The sequence below is a fragment of the Burkholderia sp. KL41 genome, assembly GCF_057005415.2.
Map to the genome: position 1 here is coordinate 1,219,737 of NZ_CM189268.1, position 14,267 is coordinate 1,234,003.

8 protein-coding genes, 2 tRNA genes and 3 rRNA genes are annotated in these 14,267 nt (G+C 60.2%); 4 read left to right on the forward strand and 9 right to left on the reverse strand.

All coding sequences use genetic code 11. The features are described 5' to 3' along the window. Nucleotides 1–125: 125 nt before the first annotated feature. Nucleotides 126–1,379: an SMI1/KNR4 family protein gene (locus PQB87_RS39510; RefSeq protein WP_489244705.1), complete on the forward strand. Its 1,254-nt coding sequence runs from the start codon at nt 126–128 to the stop codon at nt 1,377–1,379. A gap of 12 nt (nt 1,380–1,391) precedes the next feature. Here PQB87_RS39510 and PQB87_RS39515 read toward each other — a convergent pair whose 3' ends face one another. The 4 genes from PQB87_RS39515 to PQB87_RS39530 all read right to left on the reverse strand — a co-directional run bounded on the left by PQB87_RS39515 (nt 1,392) and on the right by PQB87_RS39530 (nt 6,451). Beyond that, complete coding sequence (locus PQB87_RS39515; RefSeq protein WP_318828571.1) at nt 1,392–2,798, reverse strand: purine-cytosine permease family protein; 1,407 nt, start codon at nt 2,796–2,798, stop codon at nt 1,392–1,394. Nucleotides 2,799–3,097: 299 nt separating this feature from the next. Then, complete coding sequence (locus PQB87_RS39520; protein WP_489244707.1) at nt 3,098–4,489, reverse strand: aspartate aminotransferase family protein; 1,392 nt, start codon at nt 4,487–4,489, stop codon at nt 3,098–3,100. A gap of 82 nt (nt 4,490–4,571) precedes the next feature. Beyond that, the gene (locus PQB87_RS39525) at nt 4,572–6,077 is read right to left on the reverse strand and encodes an aldehyde dehydrogenase (protein ID WP_489244709.1); all 1,506 of its coding nucleotides are present in this window, start codon (nt 6,075–6,077) and stop codon (nt 4,572–4,574) included. After that, nucleotides 6,074–6,451, reverse strand: coding sequence for a hypothetical protein (locus PQB87_RS39530; protein ID WP_489244710.1), 378 nt, complete (start codon nt 6,449–6,451; stop codon nt 6,074–6,076). Before PQB87_RS39530 ends, PQB87_RS39525 begins: the two co-directional genes overlap by 4 nt. Before the next feature lie 11 nt (nt 6,452–6,462). Between PQB87_RS39530 and PQB87_RS39535 the strand changes: the two genes are divergently transcribed. The 3 genes from PQB87_RS39535 (at nt 6,463) to PQB87_RS39545 (ending at nt 8,103) form a co-directional block, all read left to right on the forward strand. Next, the gene (locus tag PQB87_RS39535; protein ID WP_111940705.1) at nt 6,463–7,062 is read left to right on the forward strand and encodes a hypothetical protein; all 600 of its coding nucleotides are present in this window, start codon (nt 6,463–6,465) and stop codon (nt 7,060–7,062) included. Nucleotides 7,063–7,154: 92 nt separating this feature from the next. Continuing rightward, nucleotides 7,155–7,526 (forward strand): nuclear transport factor 2 family protein, encoded by a 372-nt coding sequence (locus PQB87_RS39540; protein WP_021156764.1) that lies wholly within the window; start codon nt 7,155–7,157, stop codon nt 7,524–7,526. A 112-nt stretch (nt 7,527–7,638) separates the two neighbouring features. Then, complete coding sequence (locus PQB87_RS39545; RefSeq protein WP_174416265.1) at nt 7,639–8,103, forward strand: GNAT family N-acetyltransferase; 465 nt, start codon at nt 7,639–7,641, stop codon at nt 8,101–8,103. 255 nt (nt 8,104–8,358) lie between these two features. Here the strand turns inward: PQB87_RS39545 and rrf are convergent. From rrf to PQB87_RS39570, 5 genes are all read right to left on the reverse strand, one after another. After that, nucleotides 8,359–8,471 (reverse strand): 5S ribosomal RNA (rrf, locus tag PQB87_RS39550). 155 nt (nt 8,472–8,626) lie between these two features. Then, nucleotides 8,627–11,508: ribosomal RNA gene (locus PQB87_RS39555) — 23S ribosomal RNA — on the reverse strand. A gap of 342 nt (nt 11,509–11,850) precedes the next feature. Further along, nucleotides 11,851–11,926: transfer RNA gene (locus PQB87_RS39560), tRNA-Ala, on the reverse strand. Between the two features lie 40 nt (nt 11,927–11,966). Beyond that, nucleotides 11,967–12,043, reverse strand: a tRNA-Ile gene (locus tag PQB87_RS39565). 62 nt (nt 12,044–12,105) lie between these two features. Beyond that, nucleotides 12,106–13,638: ribosomal RNA gene (locus PQB87_RS39570) — 16S ribosomal RNA — on the reverse strand. The 16S, 23S and 5S rRNA genes sit together here with 2 tRNA genes alongside, the layout of an rRNA operon. Nucleotides 13,639–14,267 lie beyond the last annotated feature (629 nt).

Here is a 14,267-nt window from a genome sequence, read left to right on the forward strand (position 1 = left end):
GCAGGGCCGACATGGAAACACTCACTCGACGCTGATACGATGCGACCAGCCGGCTGCCGTTCGTTGTCGAAGGTTGTCGGCAAGCGACGGCGAAGACACGACCCACCACTACCGCTCCCGCTCCGATGCAAGCCACCGACTTTTCCGACACTGAACTGGCCGACCTGCGCGCGCACGGCATCGTGCTGTTTGCCGACCGCGTGATCTTCGACGCTCAGCCGCCGATGCCGGCCGACCAGATCGCGGCCGTGCAGGCCCGCTGTCACGGCGACCTTCCGCCCGCACTGCTCGAGCTGTGGCGCACGACGGCCGGCGGCAGCCTCGACTACGACCTGACGCTGGAGATGAACGGACACATCGAAGCCATCGGCTGGGGGGAGCTGTTCTACAACGGCAGCAACGGCTACCGCGATCTGGATGGCTGGATCGACCACGAACTCGAACTGGCCGAGGAAGCCGCCGACGAGCATTCACGCCCGTGGAGCGGCAGGCTCGACGTGTTGCCGTTCGGCGGATTCGAGTACTGCGACCGCATCTACATCGTGACGGACCCCGACGCGAAGGATCGCGGCCACGTGCTCGCGTGGAAACAGGGGCTGCCGCCCGCGTGGCGCGGCGCGATGCACGAGGACGGCCTCGCGACGGTCGCGCCGGACCTGTACGCGGCATTCGGCGCCCTGCAGCTCAATGCGGACCCGCTGGAACCCGGCGGCGAAAACGGCACCGGCGCGACGTTGCTCGACTATATCGACGCACGCCAGGCCGAGCATGGCCTGTCGGCATCGCTGGGTGACAAGGTGATCGCGTTCTATTGCCGGGCCGTGATCGACTGGCGCACACCGCTCGCCGACGGCACGCTCGCCGCCCAACCGGCGCTCGCGCGCCACGCGTTGCGACATGCGATCGACCACGACGACGACGCGCTCACCGTGCAACTGGTACCGCTCATCGCGAATCTCGGCGCGGCACTCGCCGGCAGCTCGAGCCCGACCGACTATGCGCTGCGGCGACAGAAATTTGCCGCCGCGAGTGCATTGCTCGAATCCGGCGCACCGGTCGCGCCGGATTCGCTGGAGTCCGTGTCCGGCACCGTGCCGCCCGCACTGATTCGCGCGCTGCTCGACGCCGGCGTGCAGCCGGATGCCGACGCGATGGCGCGCTGCGTCGCCGCCGGCGGCACCGACAGCGCGCGCCTGATCGGCGCCGCACTGTCGGCCCGAGGCGTCGATGCGGCGTCGGCCTGCCGTTCGGCGATCACGACGCTGCTGCACGAACTCGAGACCGACATCGCCCGGGTCCGCGCCGGCAAGCTCCGCCACCATCTCGGCCTCGACGGGCTCGAAGCCCACGCCGAGCGCCTGCGGACATTCAGGCCGTGACGTGACGCGCACTCAGCGGGAAACGCCGTCGACGCTGGCGATATCCCGCAGCGGCCGCGAGAACAGCTTGCAGCCTGCGTAGTAGACGAGCGACGTCAGCGACAAACCGATGATCCACGACACGTCCGCACCGCCGAGCCGGCTCGCCAGTTCGCCGGTATGGAGATCGGTCGCCATGAACGGTGCCTGCGCGACGATGCCGATGAAATACGAGCCGACGGCGATCGTGTTGAAGCGTCCGTAGATGCCGCCGTCCTGCCGGAAGAACGAATCGACGTCGTACTCGCCGTGACAGACGAGGTAGTAGTCGACGAGGTTGATCGCGGTCCACGGCACGAGCACGTACAGCAGCAGCAGGATGAAGTTCGTGTAGCCGGCGAGGAAATTGTCCTGCCCGAACAATGCGATCGCGAGCGCAATCGCGCACAGGACGATCGCGGTGATCGCCCGCGCACGCGCCTTGCCCGACCACGACGGAAAGAGCGTCTGCAGCACCGTGATGGCCGACAGCGCGCCGCAATACAGCTCCATCGCATTGCTGGCCGCGATGCCGAACGACAGCACGACGATCACGAGTACGCTGATCCCTTGCGTGAGGCCCGTGAGGCCGCTCACGACATTGCCGTCGGGCGTCGCAAGGCCCACTAGGCAGCCGAGCAGCATCGGGAAGAACGAGCCGAGCACGCAGCCCCAGTAACTCGACCAGAACGCCGTGCGCGGCCCGGTATCCGGCGGCAGGTAGCGCGAATAGTCCGACACGTAAGGCGCATAAGCGATCTGCCACAGCGCGGCGACCGACATCGCGCCGAGGAAGCCGGACAGGTTCAGCGAATGCTTCGAGAAGGTATCGGCGGGCAATCCATGCACGAAAATGATCCATGCGAACGCCAGCACGAGTACGCTGCCCGAGCACCAGCTCAGCAGCCGCGCATACGCGTGGATCAGCTTGTAGCCATAGATCGACCCGAGCAGGCTGATCAGGCCGATCGCCACGACGCCCGCATCGAGCGGAATGCCGGCGCCGAGGCTGTGCAGCGCCTGCCCGCCGAACACACAGTTCGATGCGAAGAAGCCGACGTACATCACGACGACCAGCCCGACCACGAGCAGCGCGCCGAACGACCCGAACTGCCCGCGGGTCTGGATCATCTGCGGCACGCCAAGCTGCGGCCCCTGCGCGGAATGCAGCGCCATGAAGACCGCGCCGATCAGGCTGCCGACGAGCGTGGCGAGCGCCGCCCACCAGAACGGCTGCTTGAACACCGTGGTCGCGAGCGACCCGGTGACGATCGTCAGCATCATGATGTTCGATCCGAACCAGATCGTGAACAGGTCCTTCGCGCTGCCGTGGCGCTCGGTCAGCGGAATCGGCTGGATGGTGCTTTCCTCGAGATGAGCAATGGACTCGCCCTGACTCATTTCGTCTCCTTGTTTATGTTGTGGTGTTCGCGGGTTCGGCGGCTGGAGGGCGACCCGGAATGCCTGGCGCACGTGAAGCGCGGGTCCTGCAATGAACGCTTTCTTCTCATTTGCATTCCTGATCAATAGGCGGTCGATAACGCATCGCGTTACATGACTGCCGCCTGCGGCACTTCATTCTCAACGTGTCGGCCAGCCGCTCCTGTGGATGCGTGAATCCGCCTCGCCTCCGGAGCGTAACCCGTGGTTCGGTGCGCTTCCGGCCATCTGTTGCCGGACGGAAGCGCGTCGCTCGGCGGTCAGCAGTCGATCCCGAGCACTTCCCGCGCGGTGGCATCCACGGCCTTGCGCATCGTGTCGACCAGTTCATCGATTTGCGCGTGATCGATCACCAGCGGCGGCGCAACGATCAGGCGGCCATTCGTCGAACGCACGATCGCACCGAGTTCGAACCCGACCGTCCGGCTGTGCCAGGTCAGGTCTGCCTCGTTCGCAAAGCGCTCGCGTGTCGCCTTGTTCTTCGCGAACTGGATCGCGCCGACCGCGCCCACGCCCTGGATCTCGCCGACGAGCGGATGGCCGTCGAACGCATCGCGCAGCGCCTTCTGCAGATACGGCCCCGTGTCCGTCTTCGTCCGTTCGATGAGGCCTTCGCGCTCGAGCACGTCGAGGTTGGCCAGCGCGACGGCGGCCGCGACCTGGTGCCCCGAATAGGTCAGCCCGTGCGCATAGACGCCGCCCTTGTCGACCAGCGCATTGCCCACGCGCCGGCTCATGATCAGCCCGCCCATCGGCACGTAACCCGAGGTCAGCCCCTTGGCCATGCAGATCAGGTCAGGTTCGAAGCCGAAATGGCGGTGCGCGAACCACTCGCCGGTGCGACCGAAGCCGCCGATCACTTCGTCCGCGCAGAGCAGCACGTCGTATTGACGGCAGATGCGCTCGATCTCCTGCCAGTAGCCGTCCGGCGGAAAGATCATCCCGCCCGCCCCCTGGAACGGCTCCGCGACGAACGCGGCGACGCGGTCCGCGCCGATCTCGAGAATCTTGCGCTCAAGCGACAGCGCCGCCTGTTTGCCGAATGCCTCGGGGCTCAGGTCGCCGCCATTCGCGTACCAGTACGGTTCGTCCACGTGCGTGATGTTCGGAATCGGCAGGTCGCCCATTTCGTGCATGAATGCCATGCCGCCCAGCGACGCGCTGCCCACCGTCGACCCGTGATAGCCGTTCACGCGGCCGATCAGCACCTTCTTCGCGGGCTTGCCCATCATGTCCCAGAACCGTCTTACGGTGCGAATCAGCACCTCATTCGATTCGGAACCCGAATTGGTATACACCACGTGACTGAAGCGATTGCCGAGCAGCGCGAACAGACGCTCCGACAGTTCGATCACCGACGGGTGCGTGGTGTGAAAGAACATGTTGTAGTAGGACAGTTCCTTCATCTGCCGCGCGGCGGCGTCGATCAGCTCCGGCCGACCATAGCCGACGTTGGTGCACCAGAGCCCGGACATGCCGTCCAGGTAGCGGTTGCCGTCGTTGTCCCATAGATGGACACCTTCGCCGCGTACCATCACGCGCGCGCCTTCCTCGTTCAGCGCCTTCTGGTCGACGAACGCATGCAAGTGATGCGCGGCGTCGCTGCGTTGATAGTCCTGCGTCGTACGATGCGGAAAGTTGGGCGCGTTCATGGGCGAGTCTCCGGTTCGTTGTGTGGATTAAAGCGTTGTCGTGTTGCGCGGCGCGGCCGCTTGCGACCCGCCGCGTCGCGAATCAGTAACTGATCCAGGTCGTCTTGAGGCCCGTGTACTTGTCGATCGCATGCAGCGAGAGATCGCGGCCGAAGCCCGACTGGCGGAACCCGCCGAACGGCGTCTGCGCGCTCAGCGCATCGACCGTGTTGACCGACACCGTGCCGGCGCGCAGCCGGCCCGACACACGGTGTGCGCGTGACAGGCTGCCGGTCCAGACCGACGCGGCAAGGCCATAGATCGAGTCGTTCGCGAGCCGGATGGCCTCGTCCTCGGTGTCGAATGCCATCACCGACAACACCGGCCCGAAGATCTCCTCACGCGCGATGGCGTCGTCAGGCTTCACGTCGATGAAGATCGTCGGCTCGATGAAGTAGCCCTTGCCGTCGACACGCGGCGCGCCTCCGCCGATCGCGAGCGTCGCGCTGTCGCGGCCGCGTGCGATCCACTCGCGCACGCGCCGATGCTGCGGCTCGTCGACGATGGCCCCCATACCGCTCGCCGGATCGAGGGGATCGCCCGGCATGAACGCGGCGGCATGCGCAATCAGGCGGTCGACGAACGCATCGTGAATCGAACGCTGGACCAGCAGCCGCGAGTTCGCGGAACACACCTCGCCCTGGTTGAAGAAGATGCCGAAGCACGCCTTGCGTGCGGCAAGATCGAGATCGTCCGTATCGTCGAAGACCAGGTTCGGGCTCTTGCCGCCGCACTCGAGCCACACCTGCTTCATGTTCGACTGAGCGGCGTACTCGAGGAATTTCTTGCCGACGGCCGTCGAGCCCGTGAATGCGAGCACGTCGACGTCGGGATGCAGCCCGAGCGCCCGCCCCGCGGTTTCGCCATAGCCCGGCACGACGTTCAGCACACCCGGCGGCAGGCCGGCCTCGAGCGCCAGCTCGGCGAGACGCAATGCGGACAGCGGCGATTGTTCCGCCGGCTTCAGCACGACGCTGTTGCCGGCCGCCAGCGCCGGCGCCACTTTCCACGCGACCATGTCGAGCGGGAAATTCCACGGCACCACCGCGCCGACAACGCCGAGCGGTTCGCGCGTGACGACCGCGAGGTTGCCGGGGTCGGTCGACGCAACTTCGCCGTGCAACTTGTCGACGGCTTCGCCGTACCAGCTGAACAGCCCTCCTGCAGCCGGCACGTCGATGCTGAACGCGTCCGCCACGCGCTTGCCCATGTTGAGCGAGTCGAGCAGTGCGAGCTCCGCACCGTGCGATGCGACGAGTTCGCCGAGCCGGCAGAGCACACGCTTGCGCTCCGCCGGTGCGCAGCGCGACCAGACGCCGGATTCGAACGCGTGACGCGCGGCCCGCACCGCATCGTCGACGTCCGCGGTATCGCACGACGCAACTTCCGCGATGACGGCCTCGGTAGCCGGATTGATTGCGGCAAACGTCCGGCCGCTTCGGGCCGGCACGCTGCGGCCACCGAGATGCGCGAGCGTTCTCGGCTCGACTTGCGCCGCGAGACGTCTCCAGTCCGCGTGCTGATGGTTTTCTGCTGAAGTTGGGTTCATTCAAGACTCCGTTTTGACGACCAGGCGTTTGTGCGTTGTTCTCCGCCTGAACTCGACCCGACGAAAGACGCCAGCGGGCGCAACCGATGCCCATGACCGCCGTGAATCGCCGCAGTTGTCCGGTCGACAAACTGTCGATCATCAAAAAGCGATTTGAAAGAACAGTTTTTCTTCTCATTGAAGAGGTTATTTCTATTCATCCTGCGCGCGTGCAGTGGGTTTTCCTGCCACGGCACGATCCCGGTGCCGTTTGTTTGCGCGCGATCTCGTCGGCTTTCCGGTGCGATGCAACGTGACACCCGGTGCGACGCCGGGCCGGCACGACATTGCGCCGCGGCCCGTCCGACCACATACTGGTCGGACGGTGCGAACAAGGATGCATTCGATGGGGAACGTCGATCAGGGTGCCGCTTCGATCTTTGGCGTCATTGGAACGGCCGTGTCGTTGCTGGCGGCAATCCCGTACGCGCTCGCGATCTACCGGCGCACCGTTCGTCCGCATCTGTTCACATGGCTCGTGTGGTCGGTCGTCACGGCGATCGCGGCTGCCGGCCAGTTCGTCGCGGGTGCCGGGCCGTCCGCGTGGTGCACGGCGGCGATTGCGGTGACATGCCTTCTGACGCTGGTCGCGAGCATGTTTCGCGGCGAACGCGGCTGGACGCGCGTCGACTGGTTTTTCCTGGTCGCGGCCCTGTCGGCCATTCCGCTTTGGATGCTGACTGACGATCCGACGATCTCGGTCTGTCTGGTGACGCTGATCGAGCTTGCCGGCCTCGGTCCCACCGTCTGCAAGACGATCCGCGATCCGTGGAGCGAGAGCCTCGCGTATTTCGCGCTGTGCGTGCTCAAGTACGCGTTGGCATTGCTGGCATTGAGCACGTGGGGTATCGCGGTCGCGTTCTATCCGGCCGTCAACGTCGTTGCGTCGATCGGCATCTGCGTGGTGATGCTGGTCCGGCGTCAATCGTTGTCGGCCACGCGGTAAGCGGTATCCGTCAGTGCGGTGTGTTGCCTGCTGTCGTGGCTCGTCGATATGCACGGAACCACAAACCTTCAGAGACGATGCGAGGCCCGGAAATGGACGCAATCCGTACAGTCATCGAACCCAGCGAAGCCGCGCTTCGCGCCGCGATGCTGGCCAACGATGTCGAAGCACTCGAGGCGTTGCTGGACGACGACCTGGTGTTCACCGTTCCGACCGGCCAGGTCATCTCGAAGGAAGACGACCTGGCCGCGCATCGCAAGAATCTGCTGCGTCTCGACACGCTCGAAGTACAAGAAACGCGCGCCTGCGCGATCGGCGAGATGATCCTGACCACGACGAAGGCGACGCTCGCCGGCCATTTCGACGGCACGGCATTCGACGGCGTGTTTGCCTATACTCGGCTGTGGCGTCGATCGGGCGCCGGCTGGCGCGTCGTCGCCGGACACGCATCGCAGGTCATGTAGTCGCGTCGAGTTCGCCTCCCTACGAGTCGGCAAGCTGCGAATCCGGAGTTGTTTGAGTCGATGCGAGCCGGACGATACCTCGACGAAGGTGTCGACCATGACAGGAGACGAAATGCACAAACCATTTACCGTACGTGCTGCCCGTACCGCGGACGCGGACGAACTCACGCGTCTGGCTCGCATTTCGAAGGCACACTGGGGCTATCCGAAGGACTGGCTCGACTTGTGGCAGGGCGATCTCACGATTGCACCGGAGACGATCGACGGGTCGATCGGTTACGTCGCGGAATCCGCGGAGGCAATCATCGGGTTCTGGGTCAGGGCGTCATCGGAATCGGATCGCCCGACACCCGGATGGCTGTTCGTCCATCCCGACCACATGGGCCGGGGTGTCGCCCGTGCGCTGTGGGACGCGGTCCGCAAGGAAAGCGCTGCGAGAGGGATCAGGAGCTTTGTGATCGAAGCCGATCCCAATGCGGTTCCGTTCTATCTGACGATCGGGGCTGAAAAAATCGGCGAAAAGGAATCAAGCATCGTCCCGGGCAGGTTCTTTCCGATCTTGCGGATCACGATCTGACTCGTGAGGCAGAAGGAAGCCGGTATGACCCACCGTGCCGCACTTGTGTAAGAGGTTCCAAGGGACATGGAGTGCAATGGGGAACGTGTCGGGAGCGTTCGGTGGCGCAGAACTACCGATCGCTCGAGAACGGATGGCGACTGAACGCATTCTGCGCCCGGTTGCAGCCAGGCCACCGATCCCGATCACTCGCGCATTTCCGCCGCACCAATGCAAAAACCCCCGCCTTTCGGGCGGGGGTTTCTGGCTTAGGGAGCCTGACGATTACCTACTTTCACACGGGAATCCGCACTATCATCGGCGTAGAGTCGTTTCACGGTCCTGTTCGGGATGGGAAGGGGTGGGACCGACTCGCTATGGTCATCAGGCAAAGAGGGTTGTTGCGCTGGCTTCGCAGCGCAACCAATCTTGGAAGAAGCAGTAATTTAGGTTGTGTGTATCACACACGAGAATCCAACTTGTCGCTCTGGATCCTGCAGCCAGTGCTGTCGCACGGCGCCGATCTACAAGGCAGACTTGTTATAGGATCAAGCCTTACGGGCAATTAGTATCAGTTAGCTGAACGCATTACTGCGCTTACACACCTGACCTATCAACGTCCTGGTCTCGAACGACCCTTCAAGGGGATCTAGTCCCCAGGGATATCTCATCTTAAGGCGAGTTTCCCGCTTAGATGCTTTCAGCGGTTATCTCTTCCGAACATAGCTACCCGGCGATGCCACTGGCGTGACAACCGGTACACCAGAGGTTCGTCCACTCCGGTCCTCTCGTACTAGGAGCAGCCCCCTTCAAATATCCAACGCCCACGGCAGATAGGGACCAAACTGTCTCACGACGTTTTAAACCCAGCTCACGTACCTCTTTAAATGGCGAACAGCCATACCCTTGGGACCGGCTACAGCCCCAGGATGAGATGAGCCGACATCGAGGTGCCAAACACCGCCGTCGATATGAACTCTTGGGCGGTATCAGCCTGTTATCCCCAGAGTACCTTTTATCCGTTGAGCGATGGCCCTTCCATACAGAACCACCGGATCACTATGACCTGCTTTCGCACCTGCTCGACTTGTCGGTCTCGCAGTTAAGCACGCTTATGCCATTGCACTATCAGCACGATTTCCGACCGTACCTAGCGTACCTTCGTACTCCTCCGTTACGCTTTGGGAGGAGACCGCCCCAGTCAAACTGCCTACCATGCACTGTCCCCGACCCGGATCACGGGCCAAGGTTAGAACCTCAAACAAACCAGGGTGGTATTTCAAGGACGGCTCCACCGAAACTAGCGTTCCGGTTTCATAGCCTCCCACCTATCCTACACAGATCGGTTCAAAGTCCAATGCAAAGCTACAGTAAAGGTTCATGGGGTCTTTCCGTCTAGCCGCGGGTAGATTGCATCATCACAAACACTTCAACTTCGCTGAGTCTCGGGAGGAGACAGTGTGGCCATCGTTACGCCATTCGTGCAGGTCGGAACTTACCCGACAAGGAATTTCGCTACCTTAGGACCGTTATAGTTACGGCCGCCGTTTACCGGGACTTCAATCAAGAGCTTGCACCCCATCATTTAATCTTCCGGCACCGGGCAGGCGTCACACCCTATACGTCCACTTTCGTGTTTGCAGAGTGCTGTGTTTTTATTAAACAGTCGCAGCCACCAGTTTATTGCAACCCCTTCACCCTCCTGGCGCAGGCCAGTCAAGCTACAAGGGCGTACCTTATCCCGAAGTTACGGTACCAATTTGCCGAGTTCCTTCTCCCGAGTTCTCTCAAGCGCCTTAGAATACTCATCTCGCCCACCTGTGTCGGTTTGCGGTACGGTCATCGTTAGACTGAAGCTTAGAGGCTTTTCTTGGAACCACTTCCAATTGCTTCGCTCCCTAAGGAGCTCGCGCCACACCCTTGAATTGCGCACCCGGATTTGCCTAAGTGCCTTCTCCAATGCAGCGACCGGGACTTCCAACACCCGGACAACCTTCCGCGATCCGTCCCCCCATCGCATCTAACAATGGTGCAGGAATATTGACCTGCTTCCCATCAGCTACGCATTTCTGCCTCGCCTTAGGGGCCGACTCACCCTACGCCGATGAACGTTGCGTAGGAAACCTTGGGCTTACGGCGAGGGGGCCTTTCACCCCCTTTATCGCTACTCATGTCAGCATTCGCACTTCCGATACCTCCAGCACCCTTTACAAGGCACCTTCGCAGGCTTACGGAACGCTCTCCTACCATGCGTGCTAAGCACGCATCCGCAGCTTCGGTATATAGCTTAGCCCCGTTACATCTTCCGCGCAGGACGACTCGATCAGTGAGCTATTACGCTTTCTTTAAAGGGTGGCTGCTTCTAAGCCAACCTCCTGACTGTTTTAGCCTTCCCACTTCGTTTCCCACTTAGCTATATTTGGGGACCTTAGCTGGCGGTCTGGGTTGTTTCCCTCTTGACACCGGACGTTAGCACCCGATGTCTGTCTCCCGTGATTGCACTCTTCGGTATTCGGAGTTTGCTATGGCGGGGTAATCTGCAATAGACCCCCCAACCATGACAGTGCTCTACCCCCGAAGGTGAGACACGAGGCACTACCTAAATAGTTTTCGGAGAGAACCAGCTATTTCCAGGTTTGTTTAGCCTTTCACCCCTATCCACAGCTCATCCCCTAACTTTTCAACGTTAGTGGGTTCGGACCTCCAGTACGTGTTACCGCACCTTCATCCTGGCCATGGATAGATCACCTGGTTTCGGGTCTACGCCCAGCAACTGAACGCCCTATTCGGACTCGCTTTCGCTACGCCTGCCCTATACGGTTAAGCTTGCTACTGAACGTAAGTCGCTGACCCATTATACAAAAGGTACGCCGTCACCCCTTACGAGGCTCCGACTGTTTGTATGCATGCGGTTTCAGGATCTATTTCACTCCCCTCCCGGGGTTCTTTTCGCCTTTCCCTCACGGTACTGGTTCACTATCGGTCGATCACGAGTATTTAGCCTTGGAGGATGGTCCCCCCATCTTCAGACAGGATTTCACGTGTCCCGCCCTACTTGTCGCACACCTAGTTCTTTCATACTGTTTTCGCCTACGGGGCTATCACCCGCTATGGCCGCACTTTCCAGAGCGTTCGGCTAACAATACAAATAAAGAGTGCAAGGCTCATCCCATTTCGCTCGCCACTACTTTGGGAATCTCGGTTGATTTCTTTTCCTGCGGTTACTTAGATGTTTCAGTTCACCGCGTTCGCTTCACATGGCCTATGTATTCAGCCATGGATACTCCAAAAGGAGTGGGTTTCCCCATTCGGACATCTACGGATCAAAGCTTGTTTGCCAGCTCCCCGTAGCTTTTCGCAGGCTACCGCGTCCTTCATCGCCTGTGATCGCCAAGGCATCCACCACATGCACTTGTTCGCTTGACCCTATAACGAGTCTGTCTCATGTCGGCCATCGTTAGCGCTTTAGCGCTTACGAGGGCCCCATCCCCGCCTGGGGACGACAGTCGCTACAGGTTGAGTTCTCGCGTTGTGCCGTATTCCAAATTGAGTCAAACATAGAGTTCGAATCATCTTGAGATACATCGATACAATCACAACCCGGATAGTTTCCACGTCCATCTCAAGACGCTTCCGCTATCCAAATTACTTACTTCTTCCAGATTGTTAAAGAACGACAGCCGATACTTTCGTATCACTCTGACTGGCTCAATCGCCAATGCAAAATTCTCGGTTCATCGTATGAACCAAGCACTTAGCGTTGGTGATTGGTGGAGGCAGACGGGATCGAACCGACGACCCCCTGCTTGCAAAGCAGGTGCTCTCCCAGCTGAGCTATGCCCCCATGTACAGAATTCCTCAGGTGTGTACCGCCCACAAGACGGTGGTGGGTCTGGTTGGATTCGAACCAACGACCCCCGCCTTATCAAGACGGTGCTCTAACCGACTGAGCTACAGACCCCTGAGTCTGTCTTTAATTTACAGCCGATAAGCGTGAGCGCTCAATTTTGCGAGAAGCTCTGGAAAGGAGGTGATCCAGCCGCACCTTCCGATACGGCTACCTTGTTACGACTTCACCCCAGTCATGAATCCTACCGTGGTGACCGTCCTCCTTGCGGTTAGACTAGCCACTTCTGGTAAAACCCACTCCCATGGTGTGACGGGCGGTGTGTACAAGACCCGGGAACGTATTCACCGCGGCATGCTGATCCGCGATTACTAGCGATTCCAGCTTCATGCACTCGAGTTGCAGAGTGCAATCCGGACTACGATCGGTTTTCTGGGATTAGCTCCCCCTCGCGGGTTGGCAACCCTCTGTTCCGACCATTGTATGACGTGTGAAGCCCTACCCATAAGGGCCATGAGGACTTGACGTCATCCCCACCTTCCTCCGGTTTGTCACCGGCAGTCTCCTTAGAGTGCTCTTGCGTAGCAACTAAGGACAAGGGTTGCGCTCGTTGCGGGACTTAACCCAACATCTCACGACACGAGCTGACGACAGCCATGCAGCACCTGTGCGCCGGTTCTCTTTCGAGCACTCCCACCTCTCAGCAGGATTCCGACCATGTCAAGGGTAGGTAAGGTTTTTCGCGTTGCATCGAATTAATCCACATCATCCACCGCTTGTGCGGGTCCCCGTCAATTCCTTTGAGTTTTAATCTTGCGACCGTACTCCCCAGGCGGTCAACTTCACGCGTTAGCTACGTTACTAAGGAAATGAATCCCCAACAACTAGTTGACATCGTTTAGGGCGTGGACTACCAGGGTATCTAATCCTGTTTGCTCCCCACGCTTTCGTGCATGAGCGTCAGTATTGGCCCAGGGGGCTGCCTTCGCCATCGGTATTCCTCCACATCTCTACGCATTTCACTGCTACACGTGGAATTCTACCCCCCTCTGCCATACTCTAGCCTGCCAGTCACCAATGCAGTTCCCAGGTTGAGCCCGGGGATTTCACATCGGTCTTAGCAAACCGCCTGCGCACGCTTTACGCCCAGTAATTCCGATTAACGCTTGCACCCTACGTATTACCGCGGCTGCTGGCACGTAGTTAGCCGGTGCTTATTCTTCCGGTACCGTCATCCCCCGACTGTATTAGAGCCAAGGATTTCTTTCCGGACAAAAGTGCTTTACAACCCGAAGGCCTTCTTCACACACGCGGCATTGCTGGATCAGGCTTTCGCCCATTGTCCAAAATTCCCCACTGCTGCCTCCCGTAGGAGTCTGGGCCGTGTCTCAGTCCCAGTGTGGCTGGTCGTCCTCTCAGACCAGCTACTGATCGTCGCCTTGGTAGGCCTTTACCCCACCAACTAGCTAATCAGCCATCGGCCAACCCTATAGCGCGAGGCCCGAAGGTCCCCCGCTTTCATCCGTAGATCGTATGCGGTATTAATCCGGCTTTCGCCGGGCTATCCCCCACTACAGGACATGTTCCGATGTATTACTCACCCGTTCGCCACTCGCCACCAGGTGCAAGCACCCGTGCTGCCGTTCGACTTGCATGTGTAAGGCATGCCGCCAGCGTTCAATCTGAGCCAGGATCAAACTCTTCAGTTTAAACCTGTTACTGTTTTCGGTTCAGTTAAGAACCGGTCGCTCACTCAAAGCTGACAGGAATATGAATTGCTTCATAAACCTGACTTACTTTAGTGTGAGACTCTTGATACTTTTGCTATCTGATCCGAAGATCAGCTCGCTTCCATCAAGCGCCCACACTTATCGGCTGTTAATTTTTAAAGAGCAATCTGCGAGGAACTTCGTGTTTCTCAGCAGCGCTGCGTTTTCAGCAGCAGAGAAGCGAGATTATGAACCGTGTTTCGCAGCTCGTCAACAACTTTTTACACTGCATCGTTGCGACTGCGGGGCTCAACTTCCAAGCCAGCCGCGCACCCGACACTGCAGCACACCACCAGCTTTGCTTCCCCCTTCCGCGCCGCGTTTCCGTTAGCGCGAAAGAGGCGTGATTCTAAGCACCGGCCCCCATCTACGCAAGCCCTTTGTGAAAATATTTTGAAAAGCCCCCGTGCGCTGGCGCGCACGGGGGCTGGCCTCACGACGAGCCGCGCGTCGCCACGCGATCAACCCTCTATTGGTGTGACGTATGCCTCACGTCCCTCTATATATACGGACGCGGAACGGGCAAGGAATCCGGTGCTGTCGAGTATCATGCCGCGACCGAACCACGC

What these genes read in the sequence shown, in the direction of transcription:
- PQB87_RS39545 (WP_174416265.1), top strand. Translation starts at nt 7,639, where the DNA reads ATGCACAAACCATTTACCGTACGTGCTGCCCGTACCGCGGACGCGGAC.
- PQB87_RS39520 (WP_489244707.1), bottom strand. Translation starts at nt 4,489, where the DNA reads ATGAACGCGCCCAACTTTCCGCATCGTACGACGCAGGACTATCAACGC.
- PQB87_RS39525 (WP_489244709.1), bottom strand. Translation starts at nt 6,077, where the DNA reads ATGAACCCAACTTCAGCAGAAAACCATCAGCACGCGGACTGGAGACGT.
- PQB87_RS39540 (WP_021156764.1), top strand. Translation starts at nt 7,155, where the DNA reads ATGGACGCAATCCGTACAGTCATCGAACCCAGCGAAGCCGCGCTTCGC.
- PQB87_RS39510 (WP_489244705.1), top strand. Translation starts at nt 126, where the DNA reads ATGCAAGCCACCGACTTTTCCGACACTGAACTGGCCGACCTGCGCGCG.
- PQB87_RS39535 (WP_111940705.1), top strand. Translation starts at nt 6,463, where the DNA reads ATGGGGAACGTCGATCAGGGTGCCGCTTCGATCTTTGGCGTCATTGGA.
- PQB87_RS39515 (WP_318828571.1), bottom strand. Translation starts at nt 2,798, where the DNA reads ATGAGTCAGGGCGAGTCCATTGCTCATCTCGAGGAAAGCACCATCCAG.